The organism is Acinetobacter sp. ACNIH2 (assembly GCF_002934965.1).
Lineage (GTDB): Bacteria > Pseudomonadota > Gammaproteobacteria > Pseudomonadales > Moraxellaceae > Acinetobacter > Acinetobacter tandoii.
The window spans coordinates 3,040,604-3,065,403 of record NZ_CP026412.1 but is presented as its reverse complement, the minus strand read 5'-3'; the positions used below and the strand labels follow the sequence as shown (position 1 = coordinate 3,065,403).

Sequence of the window (24,800 nt, the reverse complement as noted above, 5' to 3'; positions counted from 1 at the left end):
ATAATGAATGTCTGTTTTAGCTGGCTAAGCGTGGAATGGTGGGCTGTGCCCCTTCAGGTCCCATGACCGAATATCCACCATCGACGGCATAATCTGCCCCAGTTACAAAACTCGCTGCAGATGACAGTAAAAACTGCACCACATTGGCCACTTCTTCTGGATGTCCTAAACGGCCTAATAAGTGATAATCCGCTGCAACGCCATCTGCTTTTTCACGGTTGTTGCCGCTGACTTCGGCAATCACCCGCGACCATGTCCAACCTGGGGAAATCGAATTGACCCGAATACCATCAGCGGCAAAATCCATGGCCATACTTTGAGTTAATTGGCGAATAGCCGCTTTGGATACGGGATATAACCAGCGTCCTGTTTGCGCATACTTGGCAGAAATCGAAGTAAAATTCACAATCGAACCACGATGCTCTTTTAAGTCTGGATAAAAGGCACGCGTTAACTCCACTACAGACAACACATTGACATCCAATGCCTTTAGCCAGTCCTGACGCGAGGACTGAAAGCCATCATCTAAGTAAGTACATGCCAAGTTCACCAAACAACTGACTTCCCCCAAATGCTGATGAATGTTCTTGACTGCCTGTTGAATCGCCACATCACTGGTCAAATCCACTTGTATGAACATCACGTCATAAGGAAAACTTTCTGCAACTTTCTTTCCGTTGGCATCGATATCTAGAATGGCAACGCGTGCGCCTGCATTCACCAAAGCCTGAACCACGGCCTTTCCAATGAGGGTTGCACCGCCACTGACCACGGCAACCTTGCCTTTTAAATCAATGTTCATAATTACACTCCCTCACCAATGGGTTTTCCTTCGCTGCTGTTCCATGACGGCATCAGCGTATTGGAAGGTAAATCTTCATTCAGGAGTTTTTTAGCCGTCTCAACACCGGCCACAGGCAATCCCTCAGGGTTGAGTAAACCAATTTGCACTAGTACCGATGCCTGATCCCAATAAATATGTTCATGACACAGTTTAGAACCGCGAAATTGAATAACACCCAGCATTGGAATTTCGACGTATTTGCCTGTTGGTTTCACCCCTGGCAGTAGCCAATCAATTTCGGTGTCATGAGTAAAACTCATGATAAATTCATCGACCACCTGTGTTGATCCCACTGTGCGTGATATAGAGGTAATCTTCATGTCTTCAGGGTTTTGATGGACAAAATGGTAACGATAGAAACGCGCTAACTGACTTTGCCCCACACCACCTGTTAACGTTGGAATGTGATTTACATAAGGTTCAGCCACCATGGTTGCCATGGTCGCAGGGACATCTCGTGTATCAAACTCATGCCGAATATGCTCTTCCCATAACGCCACCAAATCATAATGTGGTCCAATCGTGTCATGCAGTGCAGTCACCATTCGCTCATGGGCAAATCGGGCTGATGGTTTGTGGTAATGTTCACTTTTCGGTCTAGCAAAAGCATGATCGACATCTTCATAGACATAGGCTTTGACATTGCTATATTGACTCGCGGCTTGCAAAATCGCTTGTCGTGCATCTGGTGGGGTGAATTGATCTAACTCTGCGATATGCAGTACCAAACGTCCTTTTAGGTTAGCTAGCTCATCCAGTACATTTTCTAAACCAACCCCGTAGTAGCCAACGGCACAAGCAACTTCTGGTAAACGACAGGCGGCTAAATACGCCAGCTTTCCACCCAAGCAATACCCAACAACACCCAGCCCTGTAGACGTATCACATTCAGGTCGTGTTTGCAGATAAGCCAGACTATCTTGTATATCTTCTACCCCTAAATTTTCATCGTATTGTTGATAAAGTGCATAAGCTTTTTGAAAATCTTCTGGGGTATAGCCCAATTCAATATTGGCTGCACTACGCCAAAATAAATCAGGAACAAGAACAGTGTATCCTTCCTCGGCAAGAAAATTTGCCTTTTCCCGCATTGCGGCATTGACCCCAAAGATTTCCTGACACAACACAATGCCTGGACCTTTACCTGAAGATGGGGCGACCAAGTAAGCACTAAATTGTTTACCAGTCTCGGTTTTTATCTGAATCGTTTGACCAGCCATAATCGTCAACTCCTGACTTTGTTATGGCTTTATCTTCTATCCAAATTTTTAAGATGACTGTCCAAAAGCTGCGAGCACTATCCAATCCATGCGCAATTCTAAATTGCGTGTCTAAATATGGATGCTTCTTTTGTTTGCACAGGTGACACAAAATAATCTGTAAAAAAAAAACGATCCAGCATGAATGGAAAAAATGGATGAAGTTCAGGAGTTAGTGGATAGTCCTCCAAGTATAAAAATAGTTCAATCAAGATATGTTCATACCTCGCGATAGCGCAACTTTCTCTACCGTTTAAAAAGAGTCTTTCTGCCGATCAGAACAAGGCGATGTCTCTGGTGTAAATCGAACACCTTTCACTCATGTGCGAACATTGCTAACGCAAAATTCATCCATCAATGCCATGAGTAAATTTGTACAAAAAGGGTCAATCCAACCGAGCTAAAACATACATTCAAAGGAAGAATTATGAGAACAATTGAAGTAAATCAGATTATTAATCGGGAGAAGCTCTCCCCCCTACAATGGCTGGTGTTTATTCTCGGCTTTTTGGTGTTTTTCTGCGATGGCCTAGATACGGGCATTATTGGCTTTATTGCCCCCGCTTTACTGGATGATTGGGGCATTAGCAAACCACAACTTGCCCCCGTACTCAGTGCTGCATTGGTCGGGATGTCGATTGGTGCGATCATTTCGGGACCACTGTCTGATAAATTTGGACGTAAAGGCATTATTGTCACAACCACCCTTCTATTCTCGGTGTTTACCATTCTTTGTGGTTTTGCTAGCTCTACCCAAGAACTGATGATTTACCGTTTTATTACAGGGGTTGGATTAGGTGCAGCCATGCCAAACATCAGTACAATGGTATCTGAATATATGCCAGTTAAGCGCAAAGCCTTTCTCACAGGACTCGCAGGTTGTGGTTTTATGTTAGGCATTTCTTGTGGTGGTGTATTGTCCGCTTATTTACTCGAAGGATTTGGTTGGTCGAAAGTCATTATTCTTGGCGGTAGTATTCCTTTACTATTGGTCATTGCATTACTGCTTACTTTACCTGAATCGACACAATCGCTGATTGCGCGCAACCGCCAAGACAAAGCACTCGCCATCTTAGAAAAAATTCAAGGGCATCCGTTTAGCGAACCCGTAAAACTGGTTTTGCCACAAACCGAAACCACCAATGAAAATCCTGTAAAAATTGTATTGGGCAAATACTTATGGGGTTCAAGTATGCTGTGGTTATGCTGTTTTACCAGCCTCTTGGTGTTTTATCTTTTAACCAGTTGGATGCCAACCATTTTAAAAACAGCGGGCTTTAGTACACAACAATTTAGCTTAATTGCCGCAATTTTCCCTTTTGGTGGTGTAATTGGCGCAACCATCATGGGTTGGTATATGGATAAGGTGAATCCAACCACCGTAATTAAATATGCCTATCTCATCGCATTCGGCTTATTCCTTGTTGCAGGTGTAGTCAGCTCAAATATTTTGTTGCTCGGTATCACCATTTTCTTGATTGGTGCATTGCTTGCTGGTGCGCAGTCTTCACTGCTACCGTTAGCAACTATGTTCTATCCAGCCGTTTGCCGCGCAGTTGGTGTGTCTTGGATGCATGGTATCGGACGGATTGGTGCGATCTTGGGGGCATTCTTTGGTTCACTTATTTTCACCTTTAACCTAAGTTTAGGTGGCATCTTCTTTGTACTGGCTATCCCAACTTTCATTTCATTTATGGCTTTAACCCTAAAAGTCATTTATGAAAAATCTAAAACTAAAGCAATCTATAACTTAGAAAATTCAGTCTAAACCATTTGTATATTGCATTAAAAAACCCCTGATGAAATTTCTCAATCAGGGGTTTCTTATATCTCATCATTTATTCACGTAACTTATTTTTAGTTTCACTCGGCTTTTCACCAAACTCCTCTTTATAGTCTTGGGAAAAACGACTGAGGTGGGTAAAACCCCAATCATAAGCCAGTTTTGAAATCGATAACTTAGCATTCATATTGGCATGACTTAAAATTTTATAAATTTGCTGCAAGCGATATTTGCGCAAAAAAGACATCGGGCTAGTACCATAATATTGCTGAAACTCATCATACAGCTTTGACTTTGAAACACCTGCCAAACGTTGTAAATCATCAGCACGAATGTCTTCATGCGCATGTTCAATAATGAAATTTTTAACTTTGCGAATATAGATAGGCTCTTGTTGCTGTGCATGTACTTTCAATGCCGCAGAATAATTATGCTCTTGAGAAAGCAATAACGCCTTAATCACAAAATTTTCATAATCATCAGACAGCATTTGTAAGCCAAAAAAAACATTATTCTGTGCATTAAACTGCAAGAAATTTTGGATGTTTTTCCACCATGCATGAATTAATTGAGTTGAATCGATATGCATTTCTGGATTAAAAATAATAGGCTGGTCAATGGACTGATTCAATAAATCTGCCAAAACCATATGCATGCTTCGCTCAGGAATCACGACCTGTAATTTCTGACAATCACGGTTAATAACTAATTCCTGACAATCATTATTCGAGACAATTAACCCTCTACTCTCATCTGAAACATAATTTTCACCACGAATACTTAGCGCCTGTTTCCCCTGTAAAGGCAAGCTAATACTATAGGCTTTTAAATTGGAAATATTGATGGCAACATTTGCACCATAACGAATCGTACCAATCGCCATTTTCCGATTGGGCAAACGCATACCATCGTAATGAAAATCTAAGGTATCGCGTGCACTTGTATCTAAACGATGTTCGCCACAAATGCTCGACATTAAATTCTGAGCAAAATCTGCTTGCCGAGAATAGTGGTTCACATTCATCTGTTGGCTGAGTGATGTCATATCCTTTTCACCTAGCTAAGACCCTATTGCTTAAAACAGCAACTTTTATGCCAATCAAAATCCTTCGATTGGTCATTCTTGTATCCTTTCATTGAAACTATATATCAAGACAGAATCTTTTTCTTTTTTTAAATGAAAAAATTAATTTTGTGAAATACCTCTAGAGTATATTTTTATATCAAACTGATTCAGCCCGTTTGTTTTTGTTATATTTTTTAGAAGCTTTTCCGACTCCACAATCAGCATTGTACACCCATAAATCCTTTTTCAACGACAAAATATACAGACTTATATTCCAATTGCTTTTTAAAATTCTTATCACTGAATAATGCATCAATAATTCTTAAATGTATGCATAATAAAGAAGCATCTATAGTGAATTTAATTATGTGCATAGCAAAATTAGTCTTCTCATATTTTAGAAACTAACAGGCATATTTTAAATTATCAAAAAACTAATACAGAGATTGCGCAAGTTTTTTAATATTTGCTTGTATTTCATCAGGCGTATGTGCTGCATAACCAAACAGTACGGCGGGTCTTTGGGATGTGACTTGACAATATCTGGATAAAGGCTGTACAGCTAAACCCACTTTTTCACATTCAATAAGAAATTCTTTTTCAGTCCAACCATTCTTAAGCCAACAAACTAAATGAATTCCTGAATCGGTAGGCTGTACAGTTAGTACATCTGAAAGATAGGTTTCAATTGCTACAATTAAAGCCTGTTGACGTTCGTAACAGGTTTTACGGACTTTACGCACATGCCGTGCATAATGACCATCTTTAATAAATGCAGTCAGTGCCACCTGTTCCAGATAGGAACTACGCGTGTCGGTATAATATTTTGCCAGACTAAAAACCTCAATTAAGGCTTCAGGAACGACCATAAACCCAAGTCGGAATTCAGGAAACATCATCTTAGAAAATGTGCCTGCATAAATCACACGATGCTGTTCATCTAAACCTTGTAATGCTTGTATTGGATGTGTTCCATAACGAAATTCGCTGTTGTAGTCATCTTCAAAGATCCATTTTTGATGTTGGGTAGCCCAGTCCAATAAAGCAAATCGGCGAGCAAGACTCAGGGTGTCGCCAAGTGGAAATTGATGTGAGGGAGCTGTGTAAATGAGTTTGCTTTCAGCATGGTCATGAATAATTTCTTCAACTCTCATCCCCTCCTCATCACTAGTGATAGGGTTTACTATGGCACCAAAACTACGGAATATATTTAAGGCTGCGTCATAACCCGGCTCATCTAAACACACTTGGTCATTTGGCTGTAACAGTGCATACGCAGCCAAATGAATTGCCTGTTGTGTTCCATTCACAATCAGAATTTGTTCTTCCTGACAGTTTAATCCTCGTGTTGACTTAACATAATGACAAATTGCCTGACGTAAAGGCAGATAGCCTCGGGGATCATGGAATTGGCCTAATTGATAATAAGATTGTCGCCATGCACGCCCTAATAATTTGCCCCAAAGTTCATGGGGAAATAAATCGACACAGCCTACACCCACATGAAATATTTTTTTCTCTTGACTTGATAATGTCTGCTTATTCCAATGACGCAACAAATTAGTGAAATGTGGATTAATGTTGATGCTTTGCGTAGGTTGAGATTTTGTCTGGGTTATATCATTTTGAATTTGAATTAATTGGTCTGGAATGACGGCAGCAACATAAGTTCCTGAACTTGGTTTAGTGACTAAATAGCCTTCATCGAGCAAACGTTCTAATCCCGCCAATACAGAATTACGGGAAATGGACATCATCTCTGCCAAATTGCGACTTGAGGGTAGTTTTGTTCCCCCAGATAGACGGCCTTCTAGAATTGCATCTCGTAAAACACAAGGCTCTAGACTAGCAGATTTATACTTAATTTTATCTAATGATGTTCCACAACTCAGTTGCTAACTCATTAGGTTCTCTCATCCAACGCCATTCAGACTCCTTCAGATGGTAGTCAAAATAATCTTTTGAGATACCATTGAACTTGGATAATCTTCGTTTACAGAAACTCCAAAATGATTCTATTCCATTTATGTGACATTGTCCTCTAGCAAACTCATTTGCTCCGTGATTTACCCTGAAATGCTTTGAATAACCAACATCAACTAGACCATTATAGCCTCGCCATCCATCACTATAAATGACACTTTCTAGTGCCACCTTACCTAAGATAACCTTTTGTAAAGTCTTCATTTTACAGTCAGGAACGATTTCAGTATAAACACGCCCATCCCGTTCAAATATTCCAAATACGGGTTGTTTTAAAGTGCCACGACCACGTTTTAACTTCCCATGAAAACCACGTTGTCGTTTAGCGCCAAAATAGCTTTCATCCACTTCAATAAGTTGACAAAAACAACTAAACATGCGAAAAGACATTTTTGGTTAACCGATGTTTGCACATGCCACGGATTGTTACCGTCCCACTCAGCTTAGAACAGCGTGCACAACTAATTCTCCTGACCAAGCATGCAGCACATTGGCGTGAAAGACAACGTGCCCAAACCATTCTCTGGCTTTCCGAAGGTAAAACTGTTGCCGAAGTTGCTGCGTTACAAGAGCGTATCCCAGAAACCATAAGGCTACAACGCCGACATTGGGAGCTACATCAGTTTGAATCGATTCAAGAAGGTCATCGCTCAGGCCGTCCCAATACACTGACCTCAAACTATCAGGCTCAAATCTTAGAGTGGGTCAACACAAGTCCACTCAATGCAGAACAAATCCGAGTCAAACTGCATGAAAAACACGGTGTATCCGTGTCTGTTGAAACTCTTCGCAAGTTTTTGCGAGATTCAGGCATGGTCTTCAAACGCACCCGCCACAGCTTGAAAAAAAAGAGACCCGACCGCATTTGGACAAGCGCAACAGCAGATTGAAGCATTACGTGAGCAAGCGGCACGTGGTGAAATTGTATTGGGCTATGTGGACGAAACAGGATTTTCGGCTACGCCAGATAATCGTTATGCATGGACAAAGATAGGCGATGTTCATGCGGTTGATGCTGTAAGACTAAAGCGAGTTAATGTGATGGGTTGTCTGCTGTCAACGGGTCATCTGATCACCAGTTGCCTACAGGAGTCCGTTAACAGTCGCTGGTTTTATGCCTATTTGATGGGTGTAGCAGCACAGGTGAAACGCAGCTATCAAGTTCCTTTGGTGTTGATTGTTGACAATGCCTCGATTCATCGCAGCAAACAGATGGTAGATTGGCGCAAGCTTCTTGTACAAGAGTATTCAACGACTTTGTATTTTCTACCTGCGTATAGTCCTGAGCTGAATAGAATTGAGATGGTTTGGAAGCAGATGAAGTATAACTGGCGGGATTTTAAGGTGATGAAGGCAGATCAAATAGAGCGTTGGGTTGGGCAGATTTCAAAGGGTTTTGGTAATGAATACATGTTTACTTTTTAGTTGATACTTAGAACCTACAAATTTAGTTCTTAAATCTGTTTGATGATCATAAATAGCTTCCCTAAAAAGCATGTACCAATAGTTGATCGTATTACGATTTAAATTGAGTAATAATGCAGTTTTAGAAGCGGGTATATCAATGCAAAAGCATTGAATGATTTTTTTAATCTTGTAGTGGCTTAATTTACTGTTTTTAATCATGATTACAGACCAACATAACTAGTCTGCTAGTCTAGAGCCAACACAATATAAACCATCTTTTATGGGTTGCCCTTTAGGCAAAATTAAATGTGGAAAATAAGCAGAAGATGACGTTGTCATAGTAAACTGGTACTTCTAAAAACACCCAAACTGTATCTTATGACAATACCATGATTAAAAATACACTCAACGCTTTCATGGTTAAAGTTTTCAGAGGTTGGGGTTATGTCGGTTCGACTCGCAGTTTTTCACCGTTATTCCAAGGATTTACTCCCTCCTATTTTGGCAGGATTAATTTCGGTAATTGTCAATTATGGGAGTACATTCATTTTAATCTTCCAAGCAGCACAAATGGCAGGACTTAGCCCAGAGCTTACAGCTTCATGGGTATGGTCAATTTCTATTGGTGTTGGTATTACTGGAATATTATTAAGTTGGTACACTCGAGAACCCATCATTACGGCATGGTCTACTCCTGCTGCTGCATTTCTCATTACTGCTCTTGCAACTATTCCCTATGCTGAAGCGATTGGCGCATATTTACTTTCTGCCTTAGCCTTCGTAATTTTAGGAGTTACTGGTTATTTTGAAAAACTGATTCGCCTCATTCCTGTAAGTATTGCGTCAGGTTTGTTGGCAGGGATTTTATTACAATTTGGTATAACTGCCTTTACCAACACCATAATCGACCCACTTCTGACCCTGTCATTATTTCTGATTTATCTGGTTGTTAAACGTTTTTCTGCACGATATGCCATCGTTAGTGTTTTGGTTTTTGGTTTTATTTTTTTAATCTTTCAGACTCGAATTGATTTTGCAGGATTTGAATTAAAATTAGCATCACCGATTCTTACTGCTCCTGATTTTTCCATCAATTCCACATTAAGTATTGCCGTACCTTTATTTTTAATCACATTAACAGGGCAATATATGCCAGGTTTATTGGTCTTAAAAAATGATGGATTTAAAACCAATGCCAAACCCATTCTTATTGTCACAGGTTTAGGTTCCTTCATCATGGCACCCTTTGGCGCTCATGCATTTAATCTTGCAGCAATTACCGCTGCAATCTGTACAGGTAAGGAATCTCATGAAGATCCATCTAAACGCTGGATAGCCGGAATTGCTGCGGGGATATTTTATATTTTGGTTGGGATTTTTGGCGTCACACTCGCTGCAATATTTACAGCATTTCCAATAACTTTTATTAGTACGCTGGCAGGTCTTGCCTTGTTAGGTACTATTACAGGAAGTCTAACCAATGCTATGAGTGATGTTGAAAGCCGTGAAGCAGCTTTAATTACCTTTCTTGCCAGTGCTGCCAATATTACATTATTGGGGATTGGCGGAGCATTTTGGGGATTGATTTTAGGCTTAATCGCTTATTGTGTCTTGAATGGAAAATTCAAACGATTTGTTTCGGATAATTTTATAAAAACGGTGAATGATTAGAAATCTTCAATATGCTGTTAGAAGTATCTTTTCACGGCGTTTTGTATAAAAATCTTAAACTGGTACTGTAAAAAATACGAAAACCGTATCTTAAAACAGTACCATATCAAGATTATGCTTTACCCATCAATTTTTAATCACCAAAAATGATGGGAACATCTCTATGCAAAAGCAAAATATTCAAGTAACACCAGCACTGTGCCAAGACTACCAACAATGGCTACCGTATTGGCTTGCCTATCAAGAATTTTATAAAGTTAATTTATCTCATGAAGTCACACAAACCACATGGCAACGCTTTTTTGATGATGCTGAACCTGTGTACTGTGCTGTTGCCAAAGAAGGCGACAAAGTTTTAGGCTTTGTCCATTATGTGATTCACCGCTCAACTTGGGCAGAAACAGACTATTGTTATTTAGAGGACTTATATGTATCGCCTGAATCACGTGGGCAACACGTCGGGAAACGTTTAATAGAATATGTCCAAAAACAAGCGCTTACTCAAAAGTGTGATCGTTTATATTGGCATACTCAAGAGACAAACCAGACTGCTCAGAAACTTTATAACTGGATCGCTGAAAAACCTGGAATTATTGAGTATCGTATGCCTTTATAATTAGGTTATGTAGCAAAGCCAAAGTCCACAAGATTTTGGCTTTTATATTTTTCAACTTACAATTCAGTCATGAAAATTTGATGTAATGTTTGAATAATCTTGGTTATTTCAGTTTCATTCAGTGCAGCAAAGCCAAAGCGTATGTGAAAATATTCTAAACTGGTATTTTCTACACAAGAACCAAAGCAATATTCAGAATCAATCTGCAAATGACTTAAAGCTTCAGTATAGTGAGTTTGATAAGCTAGATTAAACCGCACCCATAATGCCATCCCCCCTGCTGGTGCAGTAATTTCAACGTTGTCCTGAAAAAATTGCTGAAAAGTCATCACAGCAAAATCTCGACGATTTTGATAAATTTTGCGCATCTTCCTTGTATGCCGCTTGATTTCACCTTGTTGCATCAACTCTGCAATCGCCAGTTCTGTAATGGCATTGCCCTGCTTATCAATAAGTAAAATATCCTGTTTCATGGCTTGGATAATTTCCAAATCAGCAACCACATAGCCCACTCTTAAACTTGGTGCAAAGACTTTGGACAATGAACCGATATGAATCACTTTTTCAGCCGCAGGTAAACTGATTAAAGGAGGGATAGGACGACTGTCATAGTGGAATTCGTGATCATAATCATCTTCAATAATATAAAAATCAAAAGTTTTAGATAGTTCCAAAAGCCTTAGTCGCCGATCCATCGACATGGAAACAGTCGTTGGATATTGATGATGTGGCGTAGTGTATACGGCTGCAACCGAATGATTTTTTAGTATTTCTGTTAAGTGTTCGGTATCTAAACCATGTTGATCTAATCTGACCCGCACAATTTGAAAATGGTTGGATAAGAAAGTTTCAACTGCTGGTGGATAAGACCACTGCTCCACGACAATGACCTGACCTTGTACTTGTGGCTTGGCAAGCACTCGAGCTGCAAGGAATATCCCCATTTGGCTTCCACGAACCATACAAATATGCTGTATTGTGGTCTGAATAAATCGCTCCATTGACAACATATTTAATAAGGCTTGACGTAATTCCAGCGCCCCTTGCGGGTCACCATACCCCATCATTTGCTGCCTCGTCACCTTAATCAAGGCATGACGATAAGCACGCGAAAATAACTCATATGGAATCAGCCGAGTATCGGGAATCCCATCATTTTTAATCACCGTTTCCTGTGGAGTAGATAATTCAGTAGAAGTTTGAGCTGATGTCATTAAAGCTAATGCTGTGTCAAGTTTGAGATCAGGTAACTGTTCAGAAATAAACGTCCCTTGTCTTGGCTTTGAGACTAACCAGCCCTGAGCTTCTAAATCTTCATAAACGGATTGTACTGTTTTACGATTAATTCCCAACTCATCCGCTAAGGTCCGCGAACCTTGCAAACGTGTGCCCTGCTTTAATCGCCCAGACAAGATTTCCTGAATAATCTGGTTTGTCAGTTTAAGAAAAATGGTTTTTTCTTTACGTTCAGCAAGATGTAGTCGCATTTCCCACGATTGTTGCATGATTATCTGGACCATATAAGTTTTAAAAACTGGATATTTTCTACCATCCACAAGTTTCTTATTCTGCCCATGTCCAAATGACAAATCAACCGAATAGGAGGTCTTATGGAAACTGCACTACTTGATAAACAGCAGCTCATGCACAACGCTCAACAAAGTATGCAACAACATTTTCAAGATGAAGACTACACCGATCCACAAAAACTGGCCTTAACTTGCCGTATCTTATTTGATCATGGTCATGATGCTGGACTTGCTGGACAAATCACCAGCCGAACCGATAAAGGGAATACCTTTATTACTCAACGTTTTGGTTTAGGCTTTGATGAAATCACTGCGGCCAACTTATTAGAAGTAGATCAAGATCTGAAACCTTTAAATGGCGAAGGCATGGCAAACCCAGCCAACCGTTTTCATACTTGGATTTATAAAGAACATCCCGAAGTGAATTGTATTATTCACACCCATCCAACGCATGTCGCTGCGTTGTCTATGCTCCGTGTGCCACTCGTTATCTCACATATGGATACCTGTGCTTTGTACGAAGATTGTTCTTTCGTTGGAGATTGGCCTGGTGTTCCTGTTGGCAATGAAGAAGGGATCTTTATTTCTTCAGCATTGGGTGAAAATCGTGCTGTTTTATTGTCTCACCATGGACAGTTGGTCACAGGAAAAACCATCGAGGAAGCTTGTAATCTCGCGATTTTGATTGAACGTGCGGCACGCTTACAACTTTTGGCCATGGCGGCAGGTCAAATTCAACAGATTCCACACGACTTAGCCAAAGAAGCGCACGACTGGGTGTCTACAGATAAACGCAACAAAATCAATTTCGCTTATTACGCTCGTAAAGCTTTGAAAAATCACTCAGATTGCATTAAAGGAGAATAACCATGAAGTTAGAAGGCATTATTGCTTACCCAATTACTCCTTTTAAAGCTGAAACACAGGAAGTTGATTTTGATGCGTTGACGATTACGCTAAATGCATTGCTTGAGCATCAATGTGATGCGATTGCACCACTGGGCAGTGCTGGAGAAAGTGCTTATTTATCTTGGCAGGAATGGCAACAAGTCGCTCAAAAAAGTATTGAAGTCGTCAATCATCGTGTCCCTGTCATTTTAGGAATTTCTGAACTCACGACCTCAATGGCAATTCAAAAAGCTCAAAAGGCTGAAGAGTTAGGCGCAAATGTGATTATGGTCATTCCTGTTTCCTATTGGAAACTGACGGATCAAGAAGTTTATGAGTATTATCAACAAATAGCAGCATCGACTAAACTCCCGATTATGGTCTATAACAACCCTGCAACGAGTGGTTTGGATATGTCGCCTGAATTAATTGTCAAAATGTTTGAAGAGATTGAAAACATTTCTATGGTCAAAGACAGTACGGGGGATATTCAACGTATGCATAAATTCCATGAGCTGACACAAGGGAAATTGCCTTTTTATAATGGCTGTAATCCTTTGGCTCTTGAGGCATTTTGTGCTGGTGCAAGTGGTTGGTGTACCGTTGCCCCAAATCTGTTAGGCAAACTCCCCAATCAACTCTATCAAGCAGTCAAAAATGGAGATCTAACTCAGGCACAAAACCTTTTCTATAAGCAACTTCCTTTATTGCGGTTTATTGTGCAAGGTGGTTTACCCAAAACAGTGAAGGCTGGATTGAATGAACTAGGTTTCTGTGTCGGTGACCCTAGAAAACCTTTACAAAAGGCTAGCTTAGCTGAAACTAACCAGTTACTAGGTTTTATTAAGCAAGCAACGAATATTTAACGTTATTGTTTTCTTAACGCTGTATTTGACCCTATAAAGTTAAGTACAGCGTGCAGTCAAGTTATGCATTTGCGCGAATCATCATTTACAGGTGCAGTTCGTGATTGGGCTGGACGCTTTGAACTTGCCGATTAAGGGATTTTATTTTTAGATTAAATTGTCGAGCCTCTCGAATTACAAAGTAAATTGCTATACGTATTACATGCATGAAGGTACTTTCGAAAGAGTTGGAGAAGAGAAAATACGATACGTTGAAGTTAGGATTATTGCCGCCACTAATCGAAAATAGAAACTGACCCAGTAATATTCGTGAATTACAAAATGTGTTGGAACATGCATTAATCACGACCATACACGATGCTGTTTCTTTTCAATATTTGCTTGAACAAGAACCATCTCAGACCATATAGTCCAATCACGTCTCTACAATCGAGCAAGTACTGACGATACAACAACTCAAACCGTTAGAAACTGAAAATCTTAAATCAGCAATCAAACAATGTGAAGGTAAAATTTTTGGTGATGTTGGTGCAGCTAAACTGTTAGGTTTTAATCCAACGACACTGATTTTAAAATTAAACAAATGGGAATTAAATATTAAACCCCACTCTTGAAAGCATGATCATGCTTTTCAACCAGAAATTAAATCTTAAATCCCTTATGTATCTAAAAAGATTAATGTTTCATTACTTGCGTGGGGTTGGGACTTAAGACAGAGGCATTCCTGCCTCAGCAGGAAAATGGATATCAAAAGGCTTATTGGTAATAAATAACATCAAAACATCATTATCACTTCGCGCACCATGAAACATGATTGCCCCCCTCAGGAAGCCAGACAAAACTTCCGAGTCCAAACTCGTCCTCGCTCGTAGCCAAATATCTCTCTAATACATACATGCCGTGTGCGCAATTATGCCAATGCTCTACCGTGCTAAACCCAGCAGGATAGCGCAACCTCCAAATCATTATGCCTGTATCTGGGTCTTGCAAACAGGTTTTTACTGGTAATTCACTCTTTAAATGGAATAGAAATAAATTCCCACGGCATGGTATTGGTATTTCACACAAAAGGTTTATCCGTCATTTTCTATTCTTCCCAGCGTTCTTTTTTTAAATTTTTAAATGGAATAACCTGATGACATCAATATAATCAGGTCACTCCCAATTAACCCCAAATCAGCCAATTTTAATAATAGGCTTTAGTGTGATTCCTTTATGGCTGTCTAGTGCGGCTTGATTGATTTCATCAAAGGCATAGAATTTCACTAACCGATCAAATGGAAACTTTCCTTGTTGATATAGTGTAACTAGCTCTGGGATAAATTTCTTCGGTGCACCACTGCCTTCAACCACACCCATAATGGTTTTTCCACCGAGTAATAAATCATTCACATCAAACTGTGCCGTGGTTCCTAAAGGGGGTGCACCAACAACTGCTATTTTGCCTAAAATACCCAAAGCATCTATGCCTTGTTTTAAGATTTCAGGGCGTCCCGTAGACTCAAGTGCAAAGTTAATTCCACCGCCCGTAATCTCTTTTATTGCAGCCACAGGATCTTGCGTTTTACTATTGATCACATGGGTTGCACCCAACTGTTTTGCCAACTCCAAACGTGATTCGACAATATCAACAGCAATAATGGTTGATGCGCCACAGACTTTCGCCGCAAGCAATGCACTTAAACCTACCGCACCAGCGCCCCATGTCACAAAACTACTGGCAGGGCTTACTTTAAGCGCATTGATACATGCCCCTGCACCCGTTTGAATACCGCAGCCTAATGGTCCCAGTAACTCAATAGGAACCTCTTTGGTTACCTTCACTGCATTATTTTCACGACTTAAGGCATAAGTCGCAAAGGAAGACTGGGCAAAAAAATGATCGTGTACTACGGTATGATCATGCCTACAAATCGCACTTTTACCTTCTAAGTCAGCACCGCTGAAGTTACGTCCGAAGAACTCTGAGCAATAAGCAGGATTACCTGTATTGCACTGGGTGCATTTTCCACAATAACCATAACTTAACACCACATGATCACCCACTTGCAGGTCAGTCACATTTGGTCCAATCGCTTCAATAATTCCCGCGCCTTCATGTCCAAGCACAGCAGGCAATGGCACAGGATAATACTGATCACGGACAATTAAGTCGGTATGACACATCCCCGTCGCGACAACTTTCACCAGCACCTCATCACCTTGAGGTTGACGGATTTTAAGGGGTTGCAATTCAAAATCCGCGCCTTTACATGCCGTCACAGCGGCAACGATGTCTTTCATTTCGTTCATGCGATTACTTCCTGTAATAAATAATTTAACTGATTAAAAAGGATAATGTGGTGCTTGCGCCTGTACGGTCATCCATTGCCACTGGGTAAACTCATCCGCATTGGCAGGACCGCCAATACGCGTCCCATTTCCTGATGCACCAAAACCACCAAATGGGTTGACCGTTTCATCATTTACAGTTTGGTCATTGATGTGTAGTAAACCGACTTTAAGTTGTGTACCAAGCTGCATCGCACGTCCAACATTTGAACTAATCACACCTGCTGAAAGCCCAAAGTCTCCATCGTTAGCAAGTTCAATTGCCTGTTCATCAGTAGTAAAAGGAATTAGTACAGCCACAGGTCCAAAAATTTCTTCACTGAAAATTGGATTATTTGAAGTTACATTCGAAAGCACAGTTGGTTCAAAAAATACGCCATCAGCACGCCCACCCACTTCTAATGTTGCGCCTTCCGCAACTGCGACATTCACCAGTTGTTCGACACGTTGCGCTTGTTTAGCATTAATCAGAGGGCCAATGGTGACATGACTTTCACACGGATTACCAACTACAAATTTTTTGACTTTTTCGATCACACGTTGTTTGACTTGTGCATAAATTTTCTGATGGATCAGAATTTTGCCAGAAGTCATACAAATCTGACCTGAATGCAAAAATGCTCCCCATGCGATATTTTCAGCAGCCAATTCAATATCAGCATCGTCCAAAATGATCAGTGAGTTTTTACCGCCTAACTCCAAAGAGACTTTCTTCAAAGTTTTTGCAGCATTGGCACCGACTATACGCCCGACATTCGTTGATCCAGTAAATTGAATACTGGCAATATTTTTATCCAGTGTCAGTGCTTCCCCGACCTCTGCACCGCCTGGTAATACATGCAATAACCCCTTCGGGAGACCTGCTAGCTCAAAAATACGTGCTATGGCATAACCACTACACACGGCTGTACGTTCATCAGGTTTAAGCACGACTGCATTGCCTAATGCTAAAGCTGGTGCTACAGCACGTAAAGCCAAATACAGTGGAAAATTAAACGGTGAAATGACCCCGACCACACCAAGCGGTACGCGTTTTGCAATACTGAGTTTTCCATTTTGAGTTGGCAAGACTATGCCCTGATCCATAGCAGGCAATCCGATACAATGCTTAAGCACCTGAATGGCGATACTCACTTCAAAACCTGCTTTAAGCTGTAAAGAGCCGCTTTCTTTAACTAGCCAATCAATCACATCGGCTTGGTGCTCTGTGAGCAAAGCTGCTGCACGTTCAAAGACTGCTTGGCGCTCTTGATAACTCAATGCCCACCATGCCTGTTGTGCTGATTTACCTTGTTTGGCTGCATTTACCACATCTTGAGCAGCAGCATAGCCAATCTCGCCCAGCTCTTGACCAGTTGCCACTTCAACAACCTTATATAACTGCGGGGCTGACTGCCATAAGCCATTGAACAGTTTTTTATCCCAAATCTCTTTTGTTAATATCGACATAATGACCTCGTTAAAATTGTCTTGAACAACCCATACATCATTTCACTTTCATCGTGGCAAAATTGAAGCAATGGATGTGTTGTCATCACACATGTTTTGAATTAGAAAATGTAAAAAAGCCGAAAGTTTAGTCCTAGTTCTTTCTTGAAGCCGCTTTCAACTTGAGTATCTGAAACTAGCTGTGCACTCAATTGAGTTTTGGCATTCATCATGTGTTGAAACTCAAATCGTACTTGCTGCTTTTCCATGTTCTGATTGAGTCTGACGCCATCCAAAAATTGCTCGCCACCATAGTTTGCTGCATAACCGAATGCCAGGCGTTGCTTGGCATTCAAGTCATAACGTAAATTGACCTGTGTTTGATAACTGGTGTCTTGAGACAAGGTCTGATTACCCTTGCCCGCTTCATCATTATCCCCATACCAGATGGCATCTTGATAAAATTCGAAACCCCATTTGCCAGAGAGCGGTTGTACCCAAGCCAACTGCACATCGTATTTAAAGCGGTTTTCTCCCAGATTCACGGCGTCATATTTGTCATACTGGCCCAGTGGCAAATAAATAAACGGTGTAAGGGCAAGATAACGTCCTGAAGCTCCTTGTTCAGGTTGATTAATCAACCAAAATGCAGAAGCAATAATCGGGTCTGCAAAACCAGATGCATGATTTAAATGCACATCGCCAATTTGAGTATTTCGCACTGAACCAAATGGAATGACCACCTGAGGTGTTGCCCGTAATCCAGCGATGTCAGTGTAATGAATGAAGCGTGCAATCCCAATATCTGAACGGGAGTCGGCATCGGTTTTATCATCCCTTTGATAATAGCCATCCATTTCACTATGTTGATAGTAAAAGACACCAACATTGGTTCCTCTTGGGAGGGTTGTATAATCTCCGACATTGACATCAATGGCGTAACTCTGTTGAGTAAGCAATGCACCCAATATGAGTAATCCCGCATTTTTATTCGCAAAATGCATAACCTGTTCCCTTTTCTTTAAATTGTCCTTATTTACTCATTCCGAAGACTGAAAATTTTTATGGACATTCCATCCATAGCCGATGTGCTAATCAGTTCAATCTAGCGATTAATCAAATATGAGTCAGAGAATAATTGCAGTTTGCATGCCAAGTTTTTAATTATTTAAAATCAATATCTTAAAGTTAGACAAGGATTTACCATGTCCATCATATAGACACATTAAAAAAGGACTGTTCAGTTCCTGAACAGTCCTTTGATATTAAGTATCTTAAAAAAAACAGCGGGATGAATAGTTCCTACACAATGCTGCACAAACATCTATTTATGTCATTCAATAAACACTTCATTTTAAGCTAAATACAAAAGAACCTAACTGCTGATATATTTATACACCGTCGTTCTCGAAATATTTAAGCGCTTTGCTGTGCGTGCAATATTGCCATTCTCTTCATCTAATACCTGCATGACCATGTGTTTGGTCATTGCATTTAAATGTTGGTTTTTCGCTGCTAGCATAGGCTGATTCATTGTTTGAAGACTGACTGAGGACTCAGGCAAATAAAGTCGTGTCAGAACATCGCCCTCATTAAACGCCACCGATAACCTTACAATGTGAATGAGCTCACGAATATTCCCCGACCATGTATAGGTCTGAAACTGCTGCTCAACCTTGGCTGACCATTGTGATATACCGAATTGATGCAGAATTTTATGGAAAATAGCCTGCTTATCCTGACGTAAACGTAAAGGCTCCAGATGCACTTGAAAGCCACAGATCCGATAATATAAATCGCTACGGAATGTCTGCTGTTCAATTTTCATTTTTAAGTCTTGATGGGTTGCGCATAATAACTTAAATGCTGATTTAATCGGTTTGCGTCCCCCAACCCGATAAAACCGTTGGTCTTGCAAGACGCGTAAAATTTTGACTTGCAAATGTAAGGGCAAATCACCAATTTCATCGAGAAATAGAATTCCTTGATCCGCCAACTCAATGAGACCTTTTTCACCCTGTTTTTTCGCCCCTGTAAAAGCACCGCCCTCATAACCAAACAGTTCTGCCTCCAATAAATGATCAGGTATCGCACCACAGTTAATGGAAATAAAAGGTAAATCAGCATCGAGCTTTTGATGTAATTGCTGTGCAAAGTGGTCTTTTCCTGTCCCTGTTTCTCCTGTAATCAGCACTGGAATATCTGCCTTTAAGGCTTTCAGTGCCTGATCAAGCGAATGAAGTGCAGTAATGGCTCTGGCTGGACTAGGAACATTTACATTGAACTGATGAAATTGTGCGTAGAAAAAAGCATGGTCATGACTTTGAATAAAAAAGGCATTATTGGTATCAACCTGAGTCAAATGCTCAATAACAAAGAAATTATAAATCGTTTGATCCAAGACCTGCTCAATGGAACAGTTGAGTAATTTCAATGCTATTTGGTTGGCTTTAATAACTCTACGCTGCTCATCCAGTACGATCATGCCTGTATAGGCATTTTCGAGTAAATCTTTGGAGTGCTGAAAATAAAGTATGCGCTGATTTGGTTTGATTTCAGCAAGAATCACTTTATTTTCTAAAATATAACTTTGATAAAGCAAATGTCTGAGCCAATTGCTTGCTAAAAGCCCTTGCGGTGAAGTGATATCCAAAGCACCCAAAACCGCTCCTGCCCCATTAAACACGGGGACTGAGGCGCAAGAATAATTGGCAAACTCATCTAAATAATGCTGATGTCCAGTCATGATCATCGGCTGTTTCGACAGAACACTACATGTAGGAGCAATCGCACCAAAGATAGAGGGATCTATCACCCGACCTGTCCGTAAAAAATGATATTGTTCATCTAAGTCTGGGTTGTGTCGTTCTGCAATAATCTTCAACTGCTGATTAATTAAGAAAACACTGACATCCTGCTGTCCAAATAACTGCCAAATGTCATTTAAAACCACTTCTGCCAATTCCGCGAATTTCATATCTTCTTTAGAAAGGTGGTCGACAGGAAAATCATATAAAGACGTCAGTTTAGAAAAAGGACTTAAGCCTGATTTTTTAGCACTTTCCCATGCTTGTAAAATCGGTGAATCCCGCTCCACCAGCTCAGGTAGTGCACCTGTAGTGTAAAAATTATATTTTATATTTTGCCAAGAAAATTCAGATAAACTATCCATGAGCATATTCCAAACCAATCCATTTCTTTAAACCAAATACAGATAGATTGGAATGCATTTTGAATCTTCTTCAACGACCCATTTATAAGGTTTAGGCCAGTGACATTTAAGAACATTAAACGACATTCCATCTAAGCATAGGTAGCATCCTAGTTTTCATCACGTTTAACCATGACTTTTCCAGTTTTTCCTACAATTCAAGTATGCAATCATGATGAAAAGCCTTCGATGGCTACATCACCATAAAACTATGAATACGATTTCTCAATAGCAATATGTTGAAAATAAGTTCGATAGAGATAAACGCATCCGAGTGAAAAACTCACCATCAAACATGAAGCAACTGGTAAGTGCATCACACTGTCTTGTGGAAAGACAAAGACCAAAAATGGAAAGGCATACACCGCAGGAATCCGCATATCAAACAACTTGAGCAAAACAAACATTAAGGGCATATAAATGAAAGTGAGCAGCATCCAATCTTGAATCAAGAACAGCATCGCAACGGCTATAGAGATAGACAGTGTCAATAGAGCAACCTGCTTAAAATACATTTTCAACGAATACATCATCATATTCAGAGACTCATACACCACCACCGTAATTGGAGGAATGAGTGCCATCGCTTCGACCTTGAATATCGCAGCGAGTGCAAAACCCATTAATGTAATACTGGCATACACCCCTATCTTTCTTCGATCAAAGTTCCCTTTCCGTTCCAAACCTTGGTTCAGTTTAAATAACACAACACCCAACATCAGGATAAAACTGGTGACCAAGATGGAAATCAAAAATGATAGTTCATCGGCTTGGGTTACAATCGGCAAGAAACCCGTGGCCAGTGCGGGTGGTAAGATATAATTAAACGTCCACATGACCAGCAGCATGGCACATAGCACCAAAACCAGTTTAAACAGGTACGAAACTGGCATTAGATTAATGCAAAAGCCAATTACTGCCGTCAAACTAGGCAAAATAAAAATTTTATCGGGTTGATTCAACCACTGTTTATCTCGATAAACCCATAACCCAACAGCCATCGCGACTATTTCAGGTAATATAATTTCTCGGTCATGCAAGCCATAAGCGGCCGCCACCATGAGCAAAATAAAGAGAAAAGCAGCAACATAACTTTTAGAGCTTAAAGTTATCTTTACATGTGACATAGGATTCATTTACGATTCCTTATTTTGATTTAAAATGATATAGCACCAAGGATGTGTTTCGTCAGTGCGATCACTGTAGGAGCAAATAGCACCATGATGATTCCTGAAATAATCATGGAAAGGCTGGCAATCACACCTTCTAATTCATGCCGTTGTCTTGCACGGGCAATCCCCATGGCATGTGCGGCATTGCCGAATGCTGCCCCTGAAGCAATCTTGTTCTTGAACCGTATCCATAGCAGCAGAGCATCTCCCAACAACATGCCGACCAAACCTGTAATCACGGTAAAGAGCGGAATTAAGCTAATTGAACCGCCAACTTTTTCAGTCAGCACAAAAGCAAAGGGAATTGAAATGGAACGTGCCAATAGACTATTTTTGACAATGTCATCGAAATTCATCAGACTGGCCAAAAACCAGCTACTGAAAATACCCACCAACATAGCAAGGCCAGAACTCAACATGAGTACTTTAAAATGTTGCTGAATCATGCTGCGATAGCGAAATACAGGAATCGCAAAAGCCACTGTGATGGGACCAAGCATCGCGACCAAATACTGGGTATAGCGGTAATAGTCTTGGAACTGATGCCGTAACATAAAAATCAGCACGATGCTCAAAATAGGGACGACAATAATTGGCGATAAATAGATTTTTTGTGTTCGAACAAAGAGCTGCTTTGCTATGAAATAACACACTACGGTCCAAACTAAGTGAAAAATCCCCCAGAACTCAGTCATACTGACCTTCCTGTTTTAGATCTTCACGCTTTAAGAACATCCGCACCGCATATACAGAAGCCATCATGACCAGAGTTGTGCTGATCAAAATCACCAACAGTATTTTCCAACCACTGATAATCAATAAGTCCTGATACTGAATCACACCGACCACAGGTGGAATAAAAAACAGTAACAGCTCGCCAAGTAAAAAGTCGGCACCATGTTCAACCTGAGCTAATTTCAACCACTTCATCTCAAGCAAGAACAACAACAGGAAAAAGCCCAACACACCAGATGCCAGAGGCAAGCTCAGTAGCCTTTGCAATACATAAGCACAGCTCCAAACCGCCAAAATGATGATAATTTGGTAGCTTGAGCTTTTTAGCCTGCTGGGCAGAGTTAAGATATCCAACATCAGCCTATGTCCGCATAAGCCCGTTCTTTAAATGGCTGAATCGAGACACGTTGGTAGGTTTCTAAAAAAGATTCATGCGCTAAACGCAAATCCAAATAAGTATTCAGAATTTCTTCGAGCACATCAGGAATATCTTCTGCTGGAAATGACGGTCCTAAAATATCGCCAACAGATGCGTCATGGTCGGAGTTACCTCCTAAAGTAATTTGATAATATTCAGCACCTTTTTTATCGACACCTAAAATGCCAATATTGCCGACATGGTGATGCCCACACGCATTCATACAGCCAGAAATGTTCAGATCAACCTTGCCTAAATTATATATAGTGTCTAGATCATCAAAACGACGAGCAATCGCTTCATAAACAGGAATAGATTTCGCATTCGCCAATGAACAAAAGTCACCACCGGGGCAGCAAATCATGTCGGTCAGAAAACCAATATGTGCACGGGCTAGATTGGCACGATCCAAAACTTGCCACAGTTCAAATAAATCTTTTTGTCGCACATCAGTTAAAGCTATATTTTGCTCATGTGTCGTGCGGAGTTCACCAAAAGTATATTGATCAGCTAAATCTGCAATTAAACGCATTTCATCGGAAGTCATATCTCCAGGGGCTACACCAGCCCTTTTTAAACTAATTGTGACTATACGATAGCCTGCCACTTTATGAGGATGAGTATTGATATTGAACCAGTGTTTAAATTTCGGATATTGCTTGAATAAAGCTTCAAAATCATACTGTTCTAAGTTTTCATACGTAAATGGCTGAAATACGACATCCATTTGCTCTAAAACACTTTGTTGAACTTTGAGTTGAGTCTGAGTATAGGCAAATTCTGCTTCAACTTTTTCAGCAAAGCCCTCAGGAGTTAATGCTTTAACGAGAATTTTGATGCGTGCTTTATATTTATTATCGCGACGACCATGTAAATTATATACGCGCATGATGGCATCTAAATAAGCAATTAAGTCTTCACGCGCTAAAAAGTGCTTGATCACATGCCCAGCTAAAGGTGTGCGACCCAAACCACCACCTACTTTAATTTGATAGCCAATTTCCCCTGTTTCATTTTTTACAATATACACCCCAACATCATGGAATGTTGTTGCAGCTCGATCCTCTTCTGGGTGTGCACAAACTGCGATTTTAAATTTACGTGGCAAGAATGAAAATTCAGGATGGAAGGTACTCCATTGGCGAATCAGTTCACAGGTTGGACGCGGATCGGTCAATTCCCCTTCAACAACACCTGCATACTGATCTGTAGTGGTGTTTCGAATACAGTTCCCACTCGTTTGAATGGAGTGCATGTGTACCGTAGCCAGTTCCTGCAAAATATCAGGTACATCTTCCAGCTGCGGCCAATTCAGTTGAATATTTTGACGGGTTGAAATATGTGCATAACCACGATCATACTTCTGTGCAACCTCAGCTACCTTACGCAATTGCTTTGCATTCATTAAGCCATAAGGCACAGCTAAACGTAACATCGGTGCATAACGCTGAATATATAGACCATTTTGTAACCGTAATGGTCTATATTCTTCTTCGGTCAGTTTTCCCTCTAAATAACGCTGGGTTTGATTACGAAATTGTGCAACACGTTCATTCAATAAATTCTGGTCAAAATCTGTATATAGAAACATCT

General features: G+C 40.4%; 19 protein-coding genes and 4 pseudogenes. 8 read left to right on the top strand and 15 right to left on the bottom strand.

The window, feature by feature from the left end; all coding sequences use genetic code 11:
• Positions 1-16: 16 nt before the first annotated feature.
• Both C3F34_RS14500 and C3F34_RS14495 read right to left on the bottom strand, forming a co-directional pair.
• Complete coding sequence (locus C3F34_RS14500) at positions 17-802, bottom strand: SDR family oxidoreductase (protein WP_044738001.1); 786 nt, start codon at positions 800-802, stop codon at positions 17-19.
• Positions 803-804: 2 nt separating this feature from the next.
• A complete protein-coding gene (locus C3F34_RS14495; protein WP_044738000.1) occupies positions 805-2,064 on the bottom strand; it encodes a dienelactone hydrolase family protein in 1,260 nt (419 codons plus the stop codon).
• Positions 2,065-2,530: 466 nt separating this feature from the next.
• Here C3F34_RS14495 and C3F34_RS14490 point away from each other — a divergent pair, with 466 nt between their 5' ends.
• Positions 2,531-3,871 carry an MFS transporter gene (locus C3F34_RS14490; protein WP_044737999.1) on the top strand — a complete coding sequence of 447 codons (1,341 nt, stop codon included), beginning with the start codon at positions 2,531-2,533 and terminating at the stop codon, positions 3,869-3,871.
• A 70-nt stretch (positions 3,872-3,941) separates the two neighbouring features.
• On the opposite strand, the gene C3F34_RS14485 is transcribed toward C3F34_RS14490, so the two are convergent.
• The 3 genes and pseudogenes from C3F34_RS14485 to C3F34_RS14475 all read right to left on the bottom strand — a co-directional run.
• Positions 3,942-4,931 carry an AraC family transcriptional regulator gene (locus C3F34_RS14485; protein WP_044737998.1) on the bottom strand — a complete coding sequence of 330 codons (990 nt, stop codon included), beginning with the start codon at positions 4,929-4,931 and terminating at the stop codon, positions 3,942-3,944.
• A 455-nt stretch (positions 4,932-5,386) separates the two neighbouring features.
• Positions 5,387-6,781: pseudogene (locus C3F34_RS14480) on the bottom strand (PLP-dependent aminotransferase family protein); the annotation flags it as partial.
• Between the two features lie 37 nt (positions 6,782-6,818).
• Positions 6,819-7,301: pseudogene (locus C3F34_RS14475) on the bottom strand (IS1595 family transposase); the annotation flags it as partial.
• A 47-nt stretch (positions 7,302-7,348) separates the two neighbouring features.
• Between C3F34_RS14475 and C3F34_RS14470 the strand changes: the two are divergent.
• Together C3F34_RS14470 and C3F34_RS14465 are read left to right on the top strand one after the other, a co-directional pair.
• The gene (locus C3F34_RS14470; RefSeq protein ID WP_004677047.1) at positions 7,349-7,825 is read left to right on the top strand and encodes a helix-turn-helix domain-containing protein; all 477 of its coding nucleotides are present in this window, start codon (positions 7,349-7,351) and stop codon (positions 7,823-7,825) included.
• Positions 7,821-8,360, top strand: a complete 540-nt coding sequence (locus C3F34_RS14465; protein ID WP_126038012.1) for an IS630 family transposase — start codon at positions 7,821-7,823, stop codon at positions 8,358-8,360. The genes C3F34_RS14470 and C3F34_RS14465 overlap by 5 nt, the downstream gene beginning before the upstream one ends.
• Before the next feature lie 9 nt (positions 8,361-8,369).
• Here C3F34_RS14465 and C3F34_RS14460 read toward each other — a convergent pair.
• Positions 8,370-8,561, bottom strand: a pseudogene (locus tag C3F34_RS14460) (IS1595 family transposase); the annotation flags it as partial.
• A gap of 225 nt (positions 8,562-8,786) precedes the next feature.
• Here C3F34_RS14460 and C3F34_RS14455 point away from each other — a divergent pair.
• Together C3F34_RS14455 and C3F34_RS14450 are read left to right on the top strand one after the other, a co-directional pair.
• Positions 8,787-10,013 carry a benzoate/H(+) symporter BenE family transporter gene (locus tag C3F34_RS14455; protein ID WP_104441943.1) on the top strand — a complete coding sequence of 409 codons (1,227 nt, stop codon included), beginning with the start codon at positions 8,787-8,789 and terminating at the stop codon, positions 10,011-10,013.
• Between the two features lie 163 nt (positions 10,014-10,176).
• A complete protein-coding gene (locus C3F34_RS14450; RefSeq protein WP_044737995.1) occupies positions 10,177-10,629 on the top strand; it encodes a GNAT family N-acetyltransferase in 453 nt (150 codons plus the stop codon).
• Positions 10,630-10,685: 56 nt separating this feature from the next.
• On the opposite strand, the gene C3F34_RS14445 is transcribed toward C3F34_RS14450, so the two are convergent.
• A complete protein-coding gene (locus tag C3F34_RS14445) occupies positions 10,686-12,149 on the bottom strand; it encodes a PLP-dependent aminotransferase family protein (protein ID WP_171284975.1) in 1,464 nt (487 codons plus the stop codon).
• Between the two features lie 90 nt (positions 12,150-12,239).
• Here C3F34_RS14445 and C3F34_RS14440 point away from each other — a divergent pair, with 90 nt between their 5' ends.
• From C3F34_RS14440 to C3F34_RS14430, 3 genes and pseudogenes are all read left to right on the top strand, one after another.
• Positions 12,240-13,025, top strand: coding sequence for an aldolase (locus C3F34_RS14440; protein WP_016166480.1), 786 nt, complete (start codon positions 12,240-12,242; stop codon positions 13,023-13,025).
• Between the two features lie 2 nt (positions 13,026-13,027).
• On the top strand, positions 13,028-13,912 hold the full coding sequence (locus C3F34_RS14435) for a dihydrodipicolinate synthase family protein (RefSeq protein WP_044737993.1): 885 nt from the start codon (positions 13,028-13,030) through the stop codon (positions 13,910-13,912).
• A 75-nt stretch (positions 13,913-13,987) separates the two neighbouring features.
• Positions 13,988-14,513 (top strand): annotated as a pseudogene (locus tag C3F34_RS14430) (sigma 54-interacting transcriptional regulator); the annotation flags it as partial.
• Positions 14,514-15,088: 575 nt separating this feature from the next.
• On the opposite strand, the gene C3F34_RS14420 reads toward C3F34_RS14430, so the two are convergent.
• The 8 genes from C3F34_RS14420 to C3F34_RS14385 all read right to left on the bottom strand — a co-directional run bounded on the left by C3F34_RS14420 (position 15,089) and on the right by C3F34_RS14385 (position 24,798).
• Complete coding sequence (locus tag C3F34_RS14420; RefSeq protein WP_044737992.1) at positions 15,089-16,204, bottom strand: NAD(P)-dependent alcohol dehydrogenase; 1,116 nt, start codon at positions 16,202-16,204, stop codon at positions 15,089-15,091.
• A 33-nt stretch (positions 16,205-16,237) separates the two neighbouring features.
• Positions 16,238-17,692, bottom strand: coding sequence for a benzaldehyde dehydrogenase (locus tag C3F34_RS14415; protein WP_104441941.1), 1,455 nt, complete (start codon positions 17,690-17,692; stop codon positions 16,238-16,240).
• 101 nt (positions 17,693-17,793) lie between these two features.
• Positions 17,794-18,675 (bottom strand): transporter, encoded by an 882-nt coding sequence (locus C3F34_RS14410; protein ID WP_104441940.1) that lies wholly within the window; start codon positions 18,673-18,675, stop codon positions 17,794-17,796.
• 371 nt (positions 18,676-19,046) lie between these two features.
• A complete protein-coding gene (locus C3F34_RS14405) occupies positions 19,047-20,843 on the bottom strand; it encodes a sigma-54-dependent Fis family transcriptional regulator (RefSeq protein ID WP_044737989.1) in 1,797 nt (598 codons plus the stop codon).
• A gap of 248 nt (positions 20,844-21,091) precedes the next feature.
• Positions 21,092-22,018: a hypothetical protein gene (locus C3F34_RS14400; RefSeq protein ID WP_104441939.1), complete on the bottom strand. Its 927-nt coding sequence runs from the start codon at positions 22,016-22,018 to the stop codon at positions 21,092-21,094.
• Positions 22,019-22,038: 20 nt separating this feature from the next.
• Positions 22,039-22,749 carry an LrgB family protein gene (locus tag C3F34_RS14395; RefSeq protein WP_044737987.1) on the bottom strand — a complete coding sequence of 237 codons (711 nt, stop codon included), beginning with the start codon at positions 22,747-22,749 and terminating at the stop codon, positions 22,039-22,041.
• The gene (locus C3F34_RS14390) at positions 22,742-23,146 is read right to left on the bottom strand and encodes a CidA/LrgA family protein (protein ID WP_104441938.1); all 405 of its coding nucleotides are present in this window, start codon (positions 23,144-23,146) and stop codon (positions 22,742-22,744) included. The genes C3F34_RS14395 and C3F34_RS14390 overlap by 8 nt, the downstream gene beginning before the upstream one ends.
• On the bottom strand, positions 23,146-24,798 hold the full coding sequence (locus tag C3F34_RS14385) for a nitrite/sulfite reductase (RefSeq protein WP_104441937.1): 1,653 nt from the start codon (positions 24,796-24,798) through the stop codon (positions 23,146-23,148). Before C3F34_RS14385 ends, C3F34_RS14390 begins: the two co-directional genes overlap by 1 nt.
• Positions 24,799-24,800: the final 2 nt, after the last annotated feature.